This window comes from Rhizobium sp. GR12 (genome assembly GCF_036596185.1).
Taxonomy (GTDB): domain Bacteria; phylum Pseudomonadota; class Alphaproteobacteria; order Rhizobiales; family Rhizobiaceae; genus Agrobacterium; species Agrobacterium nepotum.
On sequence record NZ_JASXTH010000013.1, the window covers coordinates 41,972 to 62,358 of the forward strand.

The window sequence follows — 20,387 nt, forward strand, 5'->3', positions numbered from 1 at the left end:
GCGGCATCCGTTCTATTTCGCAGTTGCGAGATCGGGGCGGGCGCGCTGCAGCTTCTTCCTCTGATGGCATGAATTTTATGGTGCGTCGCAACATGCAGGCACCAAAGAAGGGTTCAAGGGAGAGAGTTAATGAAGTCCATTATTTCGCTGATGGCGGCTTGTGCCATCGGTGCTGCTTCCTTCGCAGCGCCGGCTTTCGCACAGGACAAGGGTTCTGTTGGTATCGCCATGCCGACCAAGTCTTCCGCGCGCTGGATCGATGACGGCAACAACATCGTCAAGCAGCTGCAGGAAGCCGGTTACACGACCGATCTGCAATATGCCGACGACGATATTCCGAATCAGCTTTCCCAGATCGAGAACATGGTCACCAAGGGCGTTAAGGTCCTCGTGATCGCATCGATCGACGGCACGACGCTGTCGGACGTTCTGAAGCAGGCTGGCCAGCAGGGCATCAAGGTCATCGCTTATGACCGCCTTATCCGCAACAGCGGCGACGTCAGCTACTACGCAACCTTCGACAACTTCCAGGTTGGCGTTTTGCAGGCGACTTCTATCACCGACAAGCTTGGCCTGAAGGACGGCAAGGGTCCGTTCAACATCGAGCTGTTCGGCGGTTCTCCTGACGATAACAACGCCTTCTTCTTCTATGACGGCGCAATGTCGGTTCTCCAGCCTTACATCGACAGCGGCAAGCTAGTCGTAAAGTCCGGCCAGACCGGCATGGACAAGGTCGGCACGCTGCGTTGGGATCCGGCAACGGCCCAGGCTCGTATGGACAACCTGCTGTCGGCTTATTACACCGACGCCAAGGTTGACGCCGTTCTGTCGCCTTACGACGGTCTTTCCATCGGCATCATCTCCTCGCTGAAGGGCGTTGGTTATGGTTCGAAGGATCAGCCGCTGCCGATCGTTTCCGGTCAGGACGCTGAAGTTCCGTCGGTCAAGTCGATCATTGCCGGCGAACAGTATTCGACCATCTTCAAGGACACTCGCGAACTCGCGAAGGTCACTGTCGGCATGGTCAACGCCGTTCTGCAGGGCAAGGAGCCTGAAGTGAACGACACCAAGACCTATGAAAATGGCGTCAAGGTTGTTCCTTCCTTCCTGCTGAAGCCGGTTGCCGTGACCAAGGACAACTACAAGCAGGTTCTCGTTGATGGCGGTTATTACACCGCTGACCAGCTGAAATAAGCTTGAAAACACATGCGGGGATGACTTGGCGTCATCCCCGTTTTTCCATAAAAATAAAAACGCCTGAATTAATCGGGCGCTGGATTGCGATATGGCCAATACCATTCTCGAAATGCGGAACATCACCAAGACGTTTCCGGGCGTGAAAGCGCTTGAGAACGTCAACCTCAAGGTAAAGGAAGGTGAGATCCACGCACTCGTCGGCGAGAACGGCGCTGGAAAGTCGACCTTGATGAAGGTCCTTTCCGGTGTTTACCCCGCCGGCACCTATGAGGGCGAAATCCATTATGAAGGCGCCGTGCGGAATTTTCGCGCCATCAATGACAGCGAAGACATTGGTATCATCATCATTCATCAGGAGCTTGCGCTTGTGCCGCTCCTGTCGATTGCGGAAAATATTTTCCTTGGCAACGAGGTCGCTTCGAACGGTGTCATCAGCTGGCAGCAGACCTTCAACCGCACCCGCGAGCTTCTAAAGAAGGTGGGTCTGAAGGAATCGCCGGAGACGCTGATCACCGATATCGGCGTCGGCAAGCAGCAGCTGGTCGAAATCGCCAAGGCGCTGTCGAAAAGCGTGAAGCTCCTCATCCTCGACGAGCCGACCGCCTCGCTCAACGAGAGCGATTCCGAGGCGCTGCTCAACCTGTTGATCGAGTTCCGCAAGCAGGGCATGACGTCGATCATCATCACCCACAAGCTGAACGAAGTGCGCAAGGTGGCCGACCAGATCACCGTGCTGCGCGACGGCATGACGGTGAAGACGCTCGACTGTCATCAGGAAGAAATCAGCGAGGACGTTATCATCCGCAACATGGTGGGACGCGATCTGGAAGATCGTTATCCGCCGCGCGACGTGCCGATCGGCGAGACCATTCTCGAAGTGAAGAACTGGAACGCCTATCACCAGCAGCACCGCGACCGTAAGGTTCTGCACGACATCAACGTGACCGTCCGCAAGGGCGAGGTCGTCGGCATCGCCGGGTTGATGGGGGCAGGACGCACGGAATTCGCCATGAGCGTTTTCGGCAAGTCCTACGGCCACAAGATCACCGGCGAGGTCCTGCTGAACGGCAAGGTCGTGGATGTCGGCACCGTGCGCAAGGCGATCGACGCCGGTCTCGCCTATGTGACCGAAGACCGCAAACATCTCGGTCTCGTGCTCAACGACAACATCCTGCACAACACTACGCTTGCCAATCTGGCCGGTGTGTCGAAAGCCAGCGTCATCGACGACATCAAGGAAATGAAAGTGGCGAGCGACTTCCGCTCCCGCCTTCGCATCCGCTCTTCGGGCATCTTTCAGGAAACGGTCAATCTTTCGGGCGGCAACCAGCAGAAGGTTGTGCTGTCCAAGTGGCTGTTCTCCAATCCTGATGTGCTGATCCTCGACGAGCCGACACGCGGCATTGACGTCGGTGCGAAATACGAAATCTACACCATCATCAACCAGCTCGCTGCCGACGGCAAAGGCGTTCTGATGATCTCATCGGAAATGCCCGAACTGCTCGGCAATTGCGACCGCATCTACGTCATGAACGAAGGCCGCATCGTCGCTGAATTGCCGAAGGGAGAGGCGAGCCAGGAAAGCATCATGCGCGCTATCATGCGCTCAGGGGAGAAGAACTCATGAGTTCGGCAAACACCACAAACGAAGAAAGCAACGTCATCTCGGTCGGGTCGTATATTCGCTCCAATATCCGCGAATACGGCATGCTGATCGCGCTCGTCGCTATCATGGTTTTCTTCCAGTTCTACACCGGCGGCATCCTGTTCCGCCCTGTGAACCTGACCAACCTCATCCTGCAGAACTCGTTCATCGTCATCATGGCGCTTGGCATGCTGCTTGTCATCGTGGCCGGACATATCGACCTTTCTGTCGGTTCCATCGTCGCCTTCGTCGGCGCGATCGCGGCCATATTGACCGTGCAATGGGGCCTGAACCCGTTTCTCGCGGCGCTGATTTGTCTTGTCATCGGCGGCATCATCGGTGCTGCCCAAGGTTACTGGATCGCCTATCACCGCATTCCGTCGTTCATCGTGACGCTGGCGGGCATGCTGGTGTTCCGCGGCCTTACGCTCTTTGTGCTGGGCGGCAAGAACATCGGCCCGTTCCCGACCGATTTCCAGGTCATCAGCACCGGTTTCGTGCCTGATATCGGCGGCATCGAAGGCCTGAACACCACGTCGATGATCCTGACGACGCTGATCCCGATCGCGCTGTTCTATCTCGCATGGCGTCGCCGTGTCGTGAATGTGAAGCACGGCATCGATGTCGAGCCCTTCGGTTTCTTCATCGGCCAGAATCTTCTGATCTCGGCTGCCATCGTGTTCCTCGGCTACCAGCTGTCTACCTATCGCGGCCTGCCGAACGTTCTGATCGTGATGCTGGTTCTCATTGCGCTTTACAGCTTCGTGACGCGCCGCACGACGATCGGCCGCCGCGTTTACGCCATGGGCGGCAATGAAAAGGCGACCAAGCTTTCCGGTATCAACACGGAACGCCTGAGCTTCCTCACCTTCGTCAACATGGGCGTGCTGGCCGGTCTTGCCGGCATGATCATCGCGACCCGCCTCAACTCGGCGACGCCGAAGGCTGGCGTGGGCTTTGAGCTGGACGTGATCGCGGCCTGCTTCATCGGCGGTGCTTCGGCTTCCGGCGGCGTTGGCAAGATCACCGGTGCTGTTATCGGCGCCTTCATCATGGGCGTCATGAACAACGGCATGTCGATCGTCGGCCTCGGCATCGATTTCCAGCAGATGGTCAAGGGCCTCGTGCTGCTCGCCGCCGTGTTCTTCGACGTTTACAACAAGAACAAGGGTTGATCGCCCAACCCATATAGCAAGTCAAAAAAGTGGCCGGTTTCCGGCCACTTTCATAAGGTGCAGGCGCGATGCGCCGAAGAGAGATGAGGCGCGCTGCGCCGGAGGAAGGAAATCCCGTGCTAATTTCACAGATCAAGGACACAAGCGGTAAGATCGTTGTGGCCGTTCGCGAAGAAGGTGGCCAAGCGCACGCCGTCAACAATGCAGCCTCCGTTTATGCGCTCGCCATGGAAGCCGCCAATGGCGGCAAAAGCCTTGCCGATGTCGTGTCCGCCCATGGTCTGGGCGATGATGTCGATCTCGAAAAGGCCTATGCCGAGGGTCGTTTCCTGCCACCGATCACCCATCCGGATCCGGCGCATCTGCATCTGACCGGCACCGGCCTCACCCATCTCGGCTCCGCTGCGACCCGCGACAGCATGCACAAGAAGACCACGGAAGCCGCCGAGGAGAGCCTCACGGATTCCATGAAGATGTTCCGCATGGGTCTGGAAAACGGCAAGCCGAAGGCTGGCGAAAAGGGCGTTCAGCCCGAGTGGTTCTACAAGGGCAACGGCCATGTGGCGGCGGCACCCGGTGCGGCTCTCACCTCTCCGTCCTTCGCGCTTGATGGCGGCGAAGAGCCGGAAATGGCTGGCATCTACGTGATCTCCGACAAGGGCGAACCCGTGCGCATCGGCTTTGCCGTATCGAACGAATTTTCCGATCACGTCACCGAGCGGATCAACTATCTTTATCTCGCCCATTCCAAGCTGCGCCCGGCAAGCTTCGGCCCGGAAATCCGCGTCGGCGTTGCACCGTCGGATATTCGCGGCACCTCGCGCATCCGCCGTGGCGACAAGGTGATTTTCGAAAAGCCGTTTGTTTCGGGTGAGGACAACATGTCCCACACCTTCGCGAACCTCGAATATCACCACTTCAAATACGGCCTGTTCCGCGCACCGGGCGACGTGCATGTGCACATGTTCGGCACCGCGACGCTGTCCTTTGCCGAGGGTATCAAGCCGGAAGCGGGCGACGTGTTCGAGATCGAGGCTGCCGGTTTCGGCCTGCCGCTGAAGAACGTACTTGCCGTGGAAGCGGAAGAAGAGATCGCCGTTCGCCAGATTTGATCTGGCGGGGCTGCACGTTAAACGGTTGAGGGTGGGGACGCTCAGCGTCCCCCTCTCGACGTCATCCTCGGGCTTGTCCCGAGGATCTGCAACCGATTGATTTTACGCGACGTGGATAGATCCTCGGGACAAGCCCGAGGATGACGCTAGATGAGAGCTCTTTCATCCCATTATCCCGTTGTGCATCGGGCAACTTTCAAGCGCTTGCCTCACTTGATCCTTCATAGCTCGCCTTCAGGTGGGAAACATCCGCCAAAGCAATAACGGAGCGACTCTGCCAGTAATCATCTTGTCTTAGGTGCGTGATGCTGCCGGAACGCGCGGGAAAGCTGACATAGCCGACGCTATCGATCGGCATTTTTATCCAAGCCGCGATGACGAAGGTAAGAGCGAAGCCATGGGTGACGATGATCTGGGTGGGGCAAGGACGCGATATAATCGCGTCCACAGAGCAATATACCCTTTCGGCCACCTCACGTCTCGTTTCGCCATCAGCAATTCCACCGCGATGATCCATCCGATCGTGATGGGGGGCGGGTATCTGACGGGCATCGAGCCATTCCTGCGGCATACCACCTGCCGAACCGTAGCTGATTTCCCGCAGGCCATTTATGGTTTCAAAAGGGCGTTTGAGGTGTTCAGCAATGATTGCCGCAGTCTGGGAGGCCCGGAGAAGATCGGAACTGAAGATTTCGACTGAGGCGTTGCCGATCAAGGCCGCAAGTTTACCGGCTGTCGCCTCCGCATCGGCTCTTCCCTTGGGTGTCAGTTCGGTATCATACCAGCCACCGACCTTGTTCTCGACATGATGGACGGACTGAGTGTGCGTGACGACAAAAATGTTCTTCATAGCGCTTTTCCGGGTATTTGGGCTTACTCGAACCCCCACAGCCTGCCTTCGCCCACCTCCACGGAATTGCCGGCCGGGTCGCGGACATAGACGGAATAGCTGTCATTGGGCCAACGGTGATAGTGTTCGATGGCAATACCGAGTTCCTCGAAGCGGGCCTTCCAGCCATCCACTTCCGATTTATTCTCCGCGTAAAAACAGAAATGGCCCTCGCCAACCGTGCCATGACGCGGGATCGGATTGTTGGCATCGGGCGTGCGGGATTGCTTCGGATCGAAGATCAGCAGCATTTGTCGGCCGCATTTGAAGAACACGAACTGACCGGGCAGCTTGCGCACCGCCTCCAGCCCGAAGACATCACGGTAAAATGCCTCGGCGGCGTCGAGATCGTCCACGTAGATCGCGGTTTCCATAATGGCGGCTGGCGGTCGCATGGTTTCCTCCGGTGGTTCCTGCACTGTCCGGGACGAGGACGGACGGCTTTAAGTTTTCGTGCTGTAGGTCAGCACAGTCAGATCGTGTTTGCCGACGCCACGCTCCAGAACGGTCCAGCCGCAGTTCGTATAATAGGTTTCGAGATCGCGTCGGCAGCACAGGTAACTCGTCTCGTGACCGAGTTCGGCGGCCCTTTGCGTCGCGGCCTGCATGAGCGCCCGGGCGACGCCTGAGCGCCGGCTGTTTTCCTCCACCCAGAGTGCGGCGACCCAAGGCAGATATTGCGGGCGCTCCTCCAGATCGCAATGAATGAGGAAGGCGGAGCCGACATAACCGTTGTCATCATGGGCGACGAAGCCGGTTGGCAGGGCATGGGGGTTGGTCATATCCTTCAGATGTTCCGCCACGTCGTTTATCTGGAGGCCGCTATCCTGCCACCATGCGGTCCAGACCCGTTCCGCAATGGCGGGGCCGTGGGACTGGCAGTCCCGATAGTCGGAAATCCTGTACAAAAACCGTCTCCTCGCGGACTTCCTTACCCGCAGGCTGAAGCCGGACCATGTCGTGTAAATCGATGATGCGATTTAAACGGTGGGAGAGCGCTTTCGCAACCCACAAGTTCTTGAAAACGGATCAGGATTTCGTTGCCGTCACATGCAGCCAATCGGTCGGCATCTTGTCGTAACCGCTGCCCTGCCGGGCCTCGATCTCCATGCCTGCCCAGTCGAACTGCCCGTACAAATCCTCAAGCCAGACCTTCGAAGGATAGTTGTAATAGCGGCCGAAGGTGTCGCGGCCTTCCGCTTCTCCGGCCTTGAAGCTGGCATAAAAAACGCCGCCCTGTTTCAGCGCCGTGTGGATGCGGCCGATGATGCCGGGCAGGGAGGGGCGCGGCACATGCAGCAGGCAGGCATTGGCCCAGACACCGTCGTAAGCCTCCACGTCGCAGATATCCTCGAACAGCAATGTCGCGACGGGAATGCCAAGCCGCAGTTCCGCCGCCTTGGCGATTTCGGGTGTGCCGTCCGTGGGGTGGACATTGAAACCTGCGGCGAGCATGAATTCGCTATCCTGTCCGCCGCCGCATCCGAGTTCAAGGACGGTTGCGCCATTGGCCAGGCGTGCCAGGAATTTTTCCAGATGGGGCCGGTCCGGCGCCTGTCCCCTCGACGTATAGGTTCTGGCGTTATCCGTATAAAAACCGATTGTTTCGTCGTCCTTGGCGGCCATGGTCTCTCAGCTTTGCGACTGGCTCTGGCTTTGCGATTGCTGCACGGTCACCGAAACGTTCAGGGTTTCGCCGGCCGGGCCGATCCGCATGCCTGATATTGGCGCGCAATCGCGGTAGCAGAGGCCAAGGGCGATGCGCACGTAACGGTCGTCCGGGCAGATGTTGTTGGCGGCGTCGAAGCCAACCCAGCCCAGCCCCTGCAGATGCACCTCGGCCCAGGCATGGGTGGCTGTCTGTTCCGCCACGTCTTCCATCATCAGATAACCGGAAACATAACGGGCGGGCAGGCCCATCAGCCGGGCAGCGGAAATGAGGATATGGGCATGGTCCTGACAGACGCCCTTGCTGGCTTCCAGCGCCAGTTCGGCCGTGGTTTCGGTGTCGGTCGAACCCGGCACATATTCCACCTTGCTATTGATCTTCTCCATGAGGTCGTGCAGGCGCTCAAGCTCGCTGTCGCCGGTGCTGGCCTTCGCCAGTTCGCGCACGAGCTTTCCCGGTTTGGTGAGCGGGGTCTCGCGCAGGAAAAGCCACAGCGGCGCACTGCCGGTGTGGGGGCCGACCATACCTGCCTTGTCTTCGGTGATGACGAGGCCGCTTGCCACGACCTTGACCTTGCGTTGCGGGCCTTCCGTTTCCACCAGCGCGACCCGGTTGCCGAAATGGTCGTCATAGGTCACTTCGACGGTGGCGCCGTCGACCGATACATCCCAGTCTTCCACCGTCTGGCACGGGCCGGTCTGTGGCGTCAGGCGCAGCCGCTGCAATGCATAGGGCATCGGCTCGTCATAGACATATTCGGTCGTATGGGTGATTTTCAGACGCATAAGCTGTCCCCGTCCACGCGCTTACAGATAAAAGCGGTAGCCTTCCATGATTTCCTGCCCCAGCTGCCCGTTCCGGTTGACGAATCTCTCCAGAAACTCATGCAGACCTTCATCCATGACACGGTCGATCGTCGTCTTGCGCAGACTGTCGCGGATGCTCTGCGCCGTCTCGTGCGCCTTGTGTTTTTCGCCGTAATCCTCGGCTATGTAATTGAGGTTGCTGGTGATCTTTTCGTAACAATAGGCGAGCGAGCGCGGCATGCGGCCGTTGAGAATGAGAAAGTCGGCAATATTGGCCGGCTTGTATTCGGCATCATAGACCCAGCCATAGGAACGGTGCGCCGAGACCGAGCGCAGGATGGACTCCCATTGCGCATTGTCGAGCGAAGATCCCACATGCGCGACGGCGGGCAGCAGCACGTAATATTTTACGTCCAGAATGCGGGCGGTGTTGTCGGCGCGCTCGATGAAGGTGCCGATGCGGGAAAAATTATAGAGATCGTTGCGCAGCATCGAACCGTGAAAAGCGCCGCGCACCAGACCGGCGCGGTGTTTGATGCCATCGATAGTCTGCGGCATGTCCGCCGCCTTTACCCTGCGGTCGAGGCTGTTCTTAAGCTCGATCCAGAATTCGTTGGTGGCTTCCCATGTCTCGCGCGTCAGCGCCGTGCGCACCATGCGGGCATTGTTGCGGCCCGCCTCGATGCAGGAAAGGACGCTGGAAGGGTTCGCCTTGTCCCGCAGAAGATAATCGATCGCATCCGCCGTCGTCACCTTCTCGTGCGTTTCGAGAAAGGCTTCATGCACGCCGGCGCTTTGCAACACGCCGTCCCAGTCCTCATCGCCGCTGCCGCTGCGCGTCAGTGAAACGCGCAGGCCCGCATCGATAAGCCGGGCGATGTTTTCAGCGCGCTCGATATACCGGAACATCCAGTAGAGCCCGTTTGCCGTTCTGCCCAGCATGCTTAGTCCTCCAGTACCCAGGTATCCTTGGTGCCGCCGCCCTGGCTGGAATTGACCACGAGCGAGCCCTGCTTGAGGGCAACACGGGTCAGTCCGCCGGGAATGATCTTCACCTTGTCTGAAACCAGCACGTAAGGACGCAGATCGACATGGCGCGGCGCGATGCCGTTTTTCACCATGATCGGCACGGTGGAAAGCGACAGCGTCGGCTGCGCGATGTAATTGGAGGGGCGGGCTTTCAGCTTTTCTGCAAACAGCGCCCGTTCCCGTTTCGTCGCGGTGGGGCCGACCAGCATGCCGTAACCGCCCGAGCCGTGGACTTCCTTGACGACCAGTTCGGCAAGATTGTCGAGAACGTATTTCAGGCTGTCCGGCTCCGAACAGCGCCATGTCGGCACGTTTTCCAGCAGCGGCTTGCGGCCGGTATAGAACTCGACGATCTCAGGCATGTAGGAATAGATCGCCTTGTCATCGGAAATGCCGGTGCCGGGGGCATTGGCGATGGTGATGTTGCCGGCGCGGTAGACATCCATGATGCCAGGTACGCCAAGCGCCGAATCCGGCCGGAAGGTGAGCGGATCGAGGAATTCGTCGTCGACGCGGCGATACAGAACGTCGATTGCCTCATAACCACGGGTGGTGCGCATCTTGACCTTGCCGTCCATGACGCGCAGGTCGGATCCTTCCACCAGCTCCACGCCCATCATGTCGGCGAGGAAGGAATGCTCGTAATAGGCGGAGTTATAGATGCCGGGGGTCAGCACCGCGACGCGCGGTTTGCCGCTGCAGCCGGGAGGGGCAAGCGAGGCGAGCGACTGGCGCAGCAGATAGGGATAGTCCTCCACCCGTCGCACCTTGTTTTCATGGAAGAGTTCCGGGAACATCTGCATCATCGTTTCACGGTTTTCCAGCATGTAGCTGACACCGGATGGCGTGCGGGCATTGTCTTCCAGAACGTAGAACTGGTCTTCACCGGTGCGGACGATATCCGTGCCGACAATGTGGGTGTAAACGCCGCCGGGCGGGGTGAACCCGATCATTTCCGGCAGGAATGCGACGTTTTTCTCGATGATCTCGCGCGGAATGCGTCCGGCGCGGATGATTTCCTGCTTGTGATAGATGTCGTCGAGGAAAGCGTTGAGAGCGAGAACGCGCTGTTCGATACCCTGGGCCAGTTTGCGCCACTCGCGCCCGGAGATGATGCGCGGAATGATATCGAAGGGGATCAGTTTTTCCGAACTGTCGGCATGGCCATAGACTGCGAATGTAATACCGGTTTTTCGAAAGATGTTTTCCGCGTCTTTTGATTTCTGGATCAGGTGCGCCCTGTCCTGCCGGCTGTACCACTCGTTATAGTTTTCATATGGGTTTCGCGGCGCGTTGTCCGCATTTATCATTTCGTCAAATGCCAACTTCGATGTCCCCTTTTTTGCCATATGAATACAACGACAAATGCAATGCAAGAACTATGCGGACGCCGCCGCGAAGATTTTTCACCATCCTAGAGTTTTAAAAAAGAAGCGTTTTTTCGGTTTCAGCCTATAAATGCGGCATCGGCAAATTGGTTGCTCGGCAAGGTGGCGCGTAATGGGATGGCTGCGCTGTGTGCACGGTGGGCGAATGCACAAAGTTTGTTCATCCGCTTTTTGTTGATTGGTCATGGGATACGCATCAGAAAATCTGAAAGATGTGATCACGAAAACGCCTTTGACCTTTTGCGCGGATGGAGATACCGCCTTGCCCAAACGGCAGCGTTGGGTGCACGCCGACACCAGCCCGGTCGTTCGCCGGTTTGCGTCCAGCCGTAGAAATGTCAATTCGCCGCATGCCTCATGTCCCGGACCGCGTCCGGTTGCAGGGCGCCATGCGGCACAGGGGATGTTCCGATGTCGCTCGACCGTCTGGCTCCGGCCATCTTCGTCTTTCTCTGGTCGACCGGCTGGGTCACCGCCAAATATGCCGTCCATTACACCGGGCCGCTAACCTTCCTCTGTCTGCGTTACGTATTGGCGGGCGCATTATTGTGGGCGATCTGCCGGTTCTCCTCCATTCAGTGGCCGGAGAGGCGCGCCGACGTCTTCCGGGCGATCCTGTCCGGCGTGTTCCTGCACGGTCTTTATCTCGGCATGATCTGGTGGGCGATAGGGCAGGGCGTGCCGGCGGCGATCGGCGGCATCATCGCCGGTTTGCAGCCGTTGATGACGGCGGTGGCCGCCCGCTACGTGATCGGTGAAAAAATCTCGCCCTTGCAGCGCGCCGGCCTGCTCATCGGTTTTGTGGGCATCGCCATCGCCGTTCTGCCCAAGGTCATGGCCACTGGCGCGCTCGGCATCTCCGTGCCGCTTTATGCCGTGGCGGTGAATGTGCTGGGCATGACATCAGTTACTTACGGCACCCTTTACCAGAAGAAATACGTCCATGGCGGAAACATCATGGCGGTCGCCACGCTGCAATATGTCGGCGCTTTCATCGTCACCGTTCCATTCGCGCTTTTGCTGGAGGACGGCCATGTAGACTGGAGCCTCGGGCTTGCCGCCACGCTCGCCTGGTCGGTGGGTGCGATCTCCATCGGCGCTGTGGCATTGCTGCTCTACCTGATCCGGCGCGGGCAGGTATCGCGCGCCGCCTCGCTGATCTATCTCGTGCCGCCGCTGGCTGCCGTGGAAGCCGCCCTGCTTTTCGGGGAAACGCTGACGCCCGCCATGATCGCCGGCACGGTTCTGGCGGTAACGGGGGTTTATCTGGCCAATCGCAAGCCCGCCGTACCGGTTGCGACGGGTTAATTACCACAACCTCATATTAGAGATTTGTTAACCATAAAATTATACCTCTCGTTAATCTAGAGATTTGGCGGGGGTTACATGTCTATTTCACGTCGTGGTGTTCTGTTCGGATTGCCGCTGCTGCTGGCCGGCTGCGCGAGTTCCGGCATCGGACAGCAAAGGCTCAATTACGCGGCGAAGCCGGAGGAGAAATTCCCACTTCCCGCCATGCATCTCGACAAGGTCAAGCCTGAGCTGCGCCGGCAGGAAGTCGCCTACGACACTGCGCATCCGGCTGGAACGGTGGTTGTGGATACGCCGGCCCGGCGTCTTTATTACGTTCTGGGTGACGGGCGGGCGATGCGTTACGGCGTCGGTGTCGGCCGTCAGGGGCTCGCTCTCAAGGGTGACGCCTATATCGGCCGCAAGTCGGAATGGCCTTCCTGGACGCCGACCGCCAACATGATGCGCCGCGATTCGCGCAATCTGAAATTCGCCGGCGGCATGCCGGGCGGTCCGAACAATCCGCTGGGTGCGCGTGCGCTCTACCTCTATCGCGGCGGCAACGACACCATGTTCCGCCTGCATGGCACCAACCAGCCGCAATCCATCGGCCACGCTATGTCGAGCGGCTGCATCCGCATGCTCAACCACGACATCATCGATCTTTATAACCGCATACCGGTCGGTTCGAAGGTGGTTGTGTTGCAGGCGTGACGTGAAGGCGGTTTTTTCCGTCTTTACCACACAAAAAATGCCTGTACCCTTGAGTTGATTTTTTCGGCAAATGGTCAGTTTTATGCTGTAAAATCAACCATGTGTAGAATGCCTCCCTTTTTGTATTTAAGGGAGTTCTGCAATATCGGAAACGTGATTTCCGGTGTTCGAGACGTGTATCCATAAAGGACGAAATGCACTGTATCGAGCGCGGCACCACTTCAACGGGGACACATCAACATGGCAACTTTCAACAATCTTTCTCGCTACCAGCCTTATGCTCTTGCAGCATTGCGCATCATCGCGGCGCTGCTTTTCATCGAACATGGAACGCAGAAGCTGTTCGGCTTTCCGGCATCGCAGATGCAGGGTTCGCTGCCGACCTTGATGCTGGTGGCTGCACTTCTGGAATTCGTCGGCGGCATTCTCCTGCTGATCGGCCTGTTCACGCGACCGGTCGCCTTCATCCTTTCCGGCCAGATGGCTGTCGCCTATTTCATGGCGCATGCGCCAAGCAGCGTTTTCCCGGTCTTGAACAGCGGCGACGCCGCCATTCTGTTCTGCTTCGTTTTCCTCTATCTGGTCTTTGCCGGTCCGGGAGCCTTCTCGGTGGATGAGCGCCGCGTCTGATCCGTCCGACCGTCGGTCACCGATATCTTTTGCTGAAGCCCCGCATGGTCATGACCCATGCGGGGCTTCATGTTCTAAAAGGGGTGGAAACTTCGGCCGCCGCCGAAGCACGGATGCTTGTTTTCGGGGTAGGAACGGTTCATCCTGAACGCTGTTGGAAAGTCGATCCGTGACCTCACAAAATCCCATTGCCCGCGAATTGCTGTTGCTCGCCTTGCTGTCCACGCTGTGGGCGGCATCCTACACTTTCATCAAGATCGGGGTGGAGACCATTCCGCCCCTGACCTTCATCGCATCGAGAACGTTGATCGCCGGTCTGTTGCTGCTGGCGGTTATCCGGCTGCGCGGGCTGCGCTTGCCGAAGGATTTTGCCACCTGGCGGCTTTTCTTCGTTCAGGCTTGCATCAACAGCGTGTTGCCCTTCACGCTGATCGCCTGGGCGGAGCAAAGCATCGATGCCGGTCTTGCCGTCATCCTCAACGCGACGACGCCGATCTTCACCTTTCTGCTCACCGCGCTCGTCATCCGGCACGAACAGGTCAGCGGGCGCAAGCTGTTCGGCACCGTTGCGGGCATGACGGGCGTCTGCCTCATCATCGGTCTGGAGGTGTTCAGCGGTGCGGGAGAGGCGCTGTGGAGCCAGCTTGCCGTGCTGACGGCCGCCTTTTCTTATGCCTGCGCCGCCATTTTCAGCAAGAACTTCAGGGGTCTCGATCCTGTCATGCCTGCCGCCGGCTCGCTGATCTGCGGCGCGGTGCTTCTGTTGCCGGTGAGTTTGATCGTCGATCGACCCTGGACATTGTCGCCGTCTACGGCCTCGCTCACCGCGCTTGTGTGCCTCAGCGTCTTTTCAACCGCGCTCGCTTTCATGATCTATTTCCGGCTGATGCAGACGCTCGGCTCGGTCGGCACCACATCGCAGGCCTATCTGAGGGTCCCGGTCGGCGTCGCCATCGGCATGGTGTTTCTGGGGGAAGTGCCGACGCCCGCCATGTGGGTGGGGCTCGTCTGCGTGATTGCCGGTGTGCTGGCCATGACCTTGCCGTCACGGCGTCGTCCGCTGGCGCAGGGCGGTTGAAAACAAAGAAACCCCGCAAGCCTGAGCTTGCGGGGTTTGAAGAGAGACGCCTTCAGGCGCTATGATTTCCGCTGCGCGATGCCGGGAGAACCGGCTCGCGCAGAGTTATTTAGCGGCTACGGCCGCGATTGCCGTTTCCGTTGCCGGAAGCGCGCTTTTCCTGACCGTTGCCGCCAGAAGGCGCGTGGCGGTTACCGCCGTTGCCACCGGGCTTGCGGGCCGGGCGGCGCTGCTTGCGGGGGCCGGCCGGGCGTCCCGCGTCAGCTTCGGTCTTGACGCGCTTGAAGTCGGACGTGACTTCCAGATCGTTGTCCGCATCACGCGGGGCGTGGTTGCGGGAAGGACGGGGCTCGCCGGTGTGGCGACCGCCTTCGCGTGGCGCACGCTGCGGGCCGCCATTATTGTTACGACCACGGTTGTTGTTGGGACGCGTCGGGCTGGCGAGACCGGCCGGACGTTCGCCGGAGGCAACCGGAATATCGATCTTCATCAGCTTTTCGATGTCGTGCAGCAGGCGGGTTTCGTCCGGAGCGCAAAATGCGATGGCGATGCCGTCGCGACCGGCGCGGGCGGTACGGCCGATGCGGTGAACGTAAGCATCAGGCACTTCCGGCAGGTCGTAGTTGAAGACGTGCGTCACGGCCGGAATGTCGATGCCGCGAGCGGCGACGTCGGTTGCGACGAGGACGTTGATCTCGCCATCCTTGAAGCCCTTCAGTGCCCGCTCACGCTGGCCCTGGCTCTTGTTGCCGTGGATGGACGCGACCTTGAAGCCGATATGTTCGAGATGCTTGTAGAGCTTTTCTGCGCCGTGCTTGGTGCGCAGGAAAACGATGGAGCGGCCGTCCGGATTGTCGTTCAGCGACTTCTTCAGAAGGTCGGTCTTGTCGTTCTTGCCGGCAACGAAATGCACGTACTGCTCGACCTTGTCGGCAGCCTTGCCGGGGGGCGTGACCTCGACCTTGATCGGGTCCGTCAGGAAGTTGCTGGCAAGCTCGGAAATCGCCTTCGGCATCGTCGCCGAAAACAGGAGGGTCTGGCGCTTGGCCGGAACCATTCTGGAGATCTTGCGCAGGTCGTGAATGAAGCCGAGATCGAGCATCTGGTCGGCTTCGTCCAGCACCAGATAGGTCACCTTGGAAAGCGAGATCGCGTTGCGGGCGATCAGGTCCAGCAGACGGCCGGGTGTCGCCACCAGGATGTCAGTGCCTTTTTCGAGCTGAAGCTGCTGCTTGTTGATCGAAGCGCCGCCGACAACCTGGTTGATGCGCATCGGTGTCTTCTTCACGAAGGAGCGCAGGTTTTCGCCGATCTGGTTCACCAGTTCGCGCGTCGGTGCGAGGATGAGCGTGCGGGTGGTGCGGTTTGCCGGGCGGTCGGCTTGCTTCATCAGCATTTCGATGATGGGCAGGCCGAAAGCTGCCGTCTTGCCCGTGCCGGTCTGTGCGAGGCCGATGAGATCGCGGCCTTCAAGCAGCAGCGGAATGGCTTTTGCCTGAATGGGGGTGGGAGTGGTGTAGCCAAGCTGGGTAACGCTGGCCACAATCTTTTCAGAGAGGCCGAGTTCGCTAAAACTGGTCAATAATATTGCCTTTCGGGGCGCCAAAAACCAATCGTCCGGAGCAGTTGCTGCTGTCCGGCGGTTTCGGCGTCAAGAACCCCGCGTGAATTGGGAACTTGTGGGTTGGAATAACTTTCTGCGCATCAGTGCGGCAAACGCCGTCTTCTGTATTCGTTGCGCTTTTCCTTCATGCGGGCCAAGTCATCTTGATCATACGCTGCAGCTCACGCGGCTGCCGAAGGTGAAAGCTTGACCGGCATGTGGGCGTTTTACGGGCTAAAGTCAAGCGATAGTTTTGTAAAGCCGCCGTCCGGCGACGCATGGCAGCCATGCGGAAGAGGCTGAAGGTTGCCCGCGTGGCGCAGGCGAGAGCGAATAATTATGGTTAAAAAAGGGTAACGGCCCGTCTCGTACATAGCAAAGAGAGCTTTTCTCACATAACGTTTTTGCGACTAAGTCCGGAAATATTTGATTCGACAAGGATGGAACTGCACGGTGTGGAGTATCGATTGACCGAAGCCCGCGGGTTGCTGGAAAAAGCTTACGGGGCCATCGCTGCCCTCGATCTGCCCGCGTGCATCAAGGATAGCGAGCTGCGCTATCTCATGGTCAATGCTCCCTATGCCCGGGTCATGGGACGCCCGCCTGCGGCGTTCAAGGGTCACACCAGCTTTGCCCTTTCCGCAAATATTCGCGATGCCGAGCGCGAGGACAGGGAGCGTCGCTCGCTGGTCTTCGCCACGGACGAGATGATCTCATGCCATGGCGCGGCGTCCTCCGGGCCCCACACGCTGCGCTGCGAACGCTTCACCGGCGACGACGGCAATCTGTTCCTGTTCGAAGTGTTCGAGGAAATGCCGTCCGCCGTGGTGGAGGGATTTTCGGGCGCCGGCAGCGCCGACCTGCTGTTCGGCAGCGGCGTGATCGATCTCATCGATGCCGGCATCGTGATTTACGACCGTGAAAACCGGCTGGTTTATTGCAATGCCCGCTTCGTGGAATTCTACAATGCTTTCGACGTCGAGCTGAAGCCCGGCACCCGGCTCGAGACGCTGATGGAGGCGGTCTATTTTTCGAGCGGTTACCGCGACGCGGAGGTGGACGATCCGCATTACGAGGCATGGCTGCAGGAGCAGTTGCGGGATTTTTCCCTGCCCTATCTCGAAAGGGTGGAGCAGTTCGCCGATGGCCGCTGGGTGCGAATGGTCAACAAGCGGCTGGAAAACGGCATGCTGGTCGGGTTTCGCGTTGATGTGACGGAGTTCAAGACCCATGAGAGCCTGCTCAGCAAACAGATCCGCGAGACCTGGCTGCTGCGCGCCGCACTCGAGCAATTGCCCGTGGCGGTGTTTCTGCGCGATGAAGACCGCCGCCTGACCTTTGCCAATACGGCTTATGAACAATTCTTCGGAGGCGACCTCACCCGCTATATCGGGATGACCGAATGCGAGATGTTTCCGGGTGATAGCGAAAGGCTCCGCATTGAAAACGAGCAGCTTCTTGCGACCGGCGAGGCGATAGAGAAAGCTGAGACCCTGCCGCTGCCGGGTGGCGGCTCCGTTCCGGTCATAACGCGGGTCGGCCGGGTGGCGACCCCCGATGACGAATATTATCTGGTCGGCTCCATCACCGATGTCAGCCTGTTGCAGGATCGGGAAAATGCACTGATCGCCGCGCAGGCGCAGGCCGAAGCGCTGCATCGCCAGCTGGAGGCGGTTCTTCACGCCCTGCCGGTGGGCGTGCTGCTGCTCGATGCCGATCTCGTCATCGAATATGTCAATCCGTTCTTCCATGACGTCTGGGGCGAAATCGGCGGCGAAAAGTCGCTTGTCGGCAAAAGCTATCGCGAATTCATGGAGTTGAATTTCGACAGCGGCCTTTACGACTACGGCGATATGTCCTTCGAGGAGCTCTATAACCAGCGGGCGGAGCGGCTTCTCAAGGATGAGGTTTTCACGCCGCGTGAGGTGCGCAGCAAAAGCGGCAAGGTCACCGTCATTTCGAAAACCCGCCTCGACGGCGGTAAAATCCTCAGCACCTATGCCGATGTGACCGACGTGCGCATGCGCGACGCCGAGATCAGCAAGGCGAAGGCCGAACTGGAACGTGTCGGCGAATATATGCAGGGCGCCACGCGCGCCATGGCGCAGGGGCTGGTGCTTGTCGAACAGGGCACGATCATCATGTCCAACGAGGCGATGGCACAGATGTTCGAGGTGCCGCCGCATCTCCTGGAAAAAGGCTGCAACTGGTCGGGTTTCTTTGTCCATTGCGCCGGTCGCGGAGATTTCGGCACTGACGAGGAGGCGGCCGCGACGCTGAGCGCCTGGAGAGAGAATATCGCCGCCAACAGGCCGTTCTCCTGGCTCATCCATGTTGCCGGCAAAAGCTGGCTCAATCTGGAGGCCACCAACAGTTCCGGCAATTACTGGCTCATCATCGTCACCGATGTGACGGACATGAAGATGCGCGAGGAGGAATTGCAGCGGCTGCTTTCACGGGCGGAAGCGGCGGATCGCGCCAAATCGGAATTCCTGGCCAATATGAGCCATGAAATCCGCACGCCGATGAACGGTGTGCTCGGCATGGCGGAGCTTCTGGCCAAGTCCAATCTGGATACGCGCCAGAAAACCTTCACCGATATCATCGTCAAATCCGGCAATGCGCTCCTGACGATCATCAACGACATCCTCGATTTCTCCAAGATCGAGGCCGGGCAGATGAAACTGCGCAGCGTGCCTTTCGATCCGGCCGAAGCGGTCGAGGATGTGGTTTCCCTTCTGTCCTCGGCGGCGCTGGAAAAGGACATAGAGCTGGTCGTCCGGATCGATCCGTCGGTTTTCGGCAAGGTCATGGGCGACGCCGGACGGTTCCGTCAGATCGTCACCAATCTTGTCGGAAACGCTGTCAAGTTCACGGAAATGGGGCATGTGCTGATCGAGCTTTCGGCGCAGTCGGCGGAAACCTCCGAGACCATTCTGTCGCTGCGCGTCGAAGACAGCGGCATCGGCATTCCAGCCGACAAGATCGAGACCATCTTCGACAAGTTCAGCCAGGTCGACGGTTCCGCGACGCGCCGGCACGAGGGGACGGGGCTCGGACTGGCGATCACTGTCGGCCTCGTCGGCCTGTTTGACGGCACGATCAACGTCGTGAGCGAAGTTGGCAAAGGCTCCACCTTTGAGGTCAGCATTCCGTTTCAGGTTACGGAAAAATGGCGCGACGTTCCGCTTATTGCCGGGGCGATCGAAAATATCCGGGTGCTGGTCATCGACGACAACGACGTCAATCGCCGCATATTGACGGAGCAGCTCAAGACATGGGGTATCGACGGTCATGCCGTCGCGGACGGGCCTTCGGGCATCGCCATCTTGCATGAGGCCGTGTTGCTCGGCTTTTCCATCGACGCCGTCATTCTCGACTATCATATGCCTGTTATGAACGGGCTGGATGTGGTCGAGCGGATGAGGGCGGATAGTCGTTTCGACGACATCGCCATTGTTTTCCTGACCTCCATGGATGTCGTCGGCGATGAGACGTTGTTCACCGATCTCAACGTGCAGGCGCATCTGATGAAGCCGGCGCGGGCGCGGCTCCTGCGCTCCACCCTGTTCGATGTGGTGCGGGATGTGCGGATGAAGCGCGCCCGGCAGCATCCGCAGATGCCGGGCGGTGGTGATGTACCGGTCCGGTCGGACAACAGCCTCGCTGAAAAGAAGCGGCGGGTTGCGCCGCCGGCCGTTCCGGATCGGCGTCGGCCCTGTCTTGTCGATGTGCTGGTTGCCGAAGACAACGACGTCAACCAGATCGTCTTTACCCAGATTTTGCAGCAGGCGGGTCTGCGGTTCTTGATCGTCGGCAACGGCAAGAAGGCCGTTCAGGCGTGGGAGGAGCACAATCCCACCGTCATCCTCATGGATGTCTCCATGCCTGTCATGAACGGGCATCAGGCGACGCTGGCAATCCGCGCCGCCGAACAGGCGGCCGCCGACGGCCGGCATGTTCCGATCATCGGCGTCACCGCCCATACGCAGGAGGCGGACCGCGAGCTTTGCCTTGCATCGGGCATGGACGATTATCTGTCGAAGCCGATCAGTCCTGAAATTCTCGAGGACAAGGTCGCGCAATGGCTGGGGGACAACCGGCCACGCCGCGACGTGCCGACTGCTTAAAACCATGCGGGCCGGTTGCGGCTGCGATGTTC

Annotated in this window: 17 protein-coding genes; 9 read left to right on the forward strand and 8 right to left on the reverse strand. The window is 59.0% G+C overall.

The window, feature by feature from the left end:
* Positions 1–129 precede the first annotated feature (129 nt).
* The 4 genes from chvE (at position 130) to araD1 (ending at position 5,129) form a co-directional block, all read left to right on the forward strand.
* Positions 130–1,194 carry a sugar ABC transporter substrate-binding protein ChvE gene (gene chvE, locus QSK43_RS21130; RefSeq protein WP_332305131.1) on the forward strand — a complete coding sequence of 355 codons (1,065 nt, stop codon included), beginning with the start codon at positions 130–132 and terminating at the stop codon, positions 1,192–1,194.
* Between the two features lie 91 nt (positions 1,195–1,285).
* A complete protein-coding gene (gene gguA / locus QSK43_RS21135) occupies positions 1,286–2,824 on the forward strand; it encodes a sugar ABC transporter ATP-binding protein GguA (RefSeq protein WP_045024315.1) in 1,539 nt (512 codons plus the stop codon).
* On the forward strand, positions 2,821–4,017 hold the full coding sequence (gguB, locus tag QSK43_RS21140; RefSeq protein WP_045024317.1) for a sugar ABC transporter permease GguB: 1,197 nt from the start codon (positions 2,821–2,823) through the stop codon (positions 4,015–4,017). The genes gguA and gguB overlap by 4 nt, the downstream gene beginning before the upstream one ends.
* Positions 4,018–4,133: 116 nt before the next feature.
* Positions 4,134–5,129 (forward strand): 2-keto-3-deoxy-L-arabinonate dehydratase AraD1, encoded by a 996-nt coding sequence (araD1, locus tag QSK43_RS21145; protein ID WP_332305132.1) that lies wholly within the window; start codon positions 4,134–4,136, stop codon positions 5,127–5,129.
* Positions 5,130–5,325: 196 nt separating this feature from the next.
* Here araD1 and QSK43_RS21150 read toward each other — a convergent pair whose 3' ends face one another.
* From QSK43_RS21150 to QSK43_RS21180, 7 genes are all read right to left on the reverse strand, one after another.
* Positions 5,326–5,979, reverse strand: a complete 654-nt coding sequence (locus tag QSK43_RS21150) for a histidine phosphatase family protein (protein ID WP_332305133.1) — start codon at positions 5,977–5,979, stop codon at positions 5,326–5,328.
* A 23-nt stretch (positions 5,980–6,002) separates the two neighbouring features.
* Positions 6,003–6,413: a VOC family protein gene (locus QSK43_RS21155; RefSeq protein WP_332305134.1), complete on the reverse strand. Its 411-nt coding sequence runs from the start codon at positions 6,411–6,413 to the stop codon at positions 6,003–6,005.
* Positions 6,414–6,461: 48 nt separating this feature from the next.
* A complete protein-coding gene (locus QSK43_RS21160; RefSeq protein WP_332305135.1) occupies positions 6,462–6,926 on the reverse strand; it encodes a GNAT family N-acetyltransferase in 465 nt (154 codons plus the stop codon).
* Positions 6,927–7,047: 121 nt separating this feature from the next.
* Positions 7,048–7,644 (reverse strand): class I SAM-dependent methyltransferase, encoded by a 597-nt coding sequence (locus QSK43_RS21165; protein ID WP_332305136.1) that lies wholly within the window; start codon positions 7,642–7,644, stop codon positions 7,048–7,050.
* A gap of 6 nt (positions 7,645–7,650) precedes the next feature.
* Positions 7,651–8,472, reverse strand: coding sequence for a transglutaminase family protein (locus QSK43_RS21170; RefSeq protein WP_332305137.1), 822 nt, complete (start codon positions 8,470–8,472; stop codon positions 7,651–7,653).
* Between the two features lie 21 nt (positions 8,473–8,493).
* On the reverse strand, positions 8,494–9,435 hold the full coding sequence (locus QSK43_RS21175; protein WP_045024332.1) for an alpha-E domain-containing protein: 942 nt from the start codon (positions 9,433–9,435) through the stop codon (positions 8,494–8,496).
* Positions 9,436–9,437: 2 nt separating this feature from the next.
* Positions 9,438–10,847, reverse strand: coding sequence for a circularly permuted type 2 ATP-grasp protein (locus tag QSK43_RS21180; protein WP_045024335.1), 1,410 nt, complete (start codon positions 10,845–10,847; stop codon positions 9,438–9,440).
* A 474-nt stretch (positions 10,848–11,321) separates the two neighbouring features.
* Here QSK43_RS21180 and QSK43_RS21185 point away from each other — a divergent pair, with 474 nt between their 5' ends.
* The 4 genes from QSK43_RS21185 to QSK43_RS21200 all read left to right on the forward strand — a co-directional run bounded on the left by QSK43_RS21185 (position 11,322) and on the right by QSK43_RS21200 (position 14,622).
* The gene (locus QSK43_RS21185) at positions 11,322–12,218 is read left to right on the forward strand and encodes a DMT family transporter (RefSeq protein ID WP_332305138.1); all 897 of its coding nucleotides are present in this window, start codon (positions 11,322–11,324) and stop codon (positions 12,216–12,218) included.
* A 78-nt stretch (positions 12,219–12,296) separates the two neighbouring features.
* The gene (locus QSK43_RS21190) at positions 12,297–12,914 is read left to right on the forward strand and encodes a L,D-transpeptidase (RefSeq protein WP_332305139.1); all 618 of its coding nucleotides are present in this window, start codon (positions 12,297–12,299) and stop codon (positions 12,912–12,914) included.
* A 240-nt stretch (positions 12,915–13,154) separates the two neighbouring features.
* Positions 13,155–13,544: a DoxX family protein gene (locus QSK43_RS21195; RefSeq protein ID WP_332305140.1), complete on the forward strand. Its 390-nt coding sequence runs from the start codon at positions 13,155–13,157 to the stop codon at positions 13,542–13,544.
* 169 nt (positions 13,545–13,713) lie between these two features.
* On the forward strand, positions 13,714–14,622 hold the full coding sequence (locus QSK43_RS21200) for a DMT family transporter (protein ID WP_332305141.1): 909 nt from the start codon (positions 13,714–13,716) through the stop codon (positions 14,620–14,622).
* A gap of 109 nt (positions 14,623–14,731) precedes the next feature.
* Here the strand turns inward: QSK43_RS21200 and QSK43_RS21205 are convergent, their stop codons facing one another.
* A complete protein-coding gene (locus QSK43_RS21205; RefSeq protein ID WP_045024345.1) occupies positions 14,732–16,204 on the reverse strand; it encodes a DEAD/DEAH box helicase in 1,473 nt (490 codons plus the stop codon).
* Between the two features lie 461 nt (positions 16,205–16,665).
* On the opposite strand from QSK43_RS21205, the gene QSK43_RS21210 reads away from it, so the two are divergent.
* Positions 16,666–20,355: a response regulator gene (locus tag QSK43_RS21210; protein ID WP_332305142.1), complete on the forward strand. Its 3,690-nt coding sequence runs from the start codon at positions 16,666–16,668 to the stop codon at positions 20,353–20,355.
* The last annotated feature ends 32 nt before the right edge of the window (positions 20,356–20,387 follow it).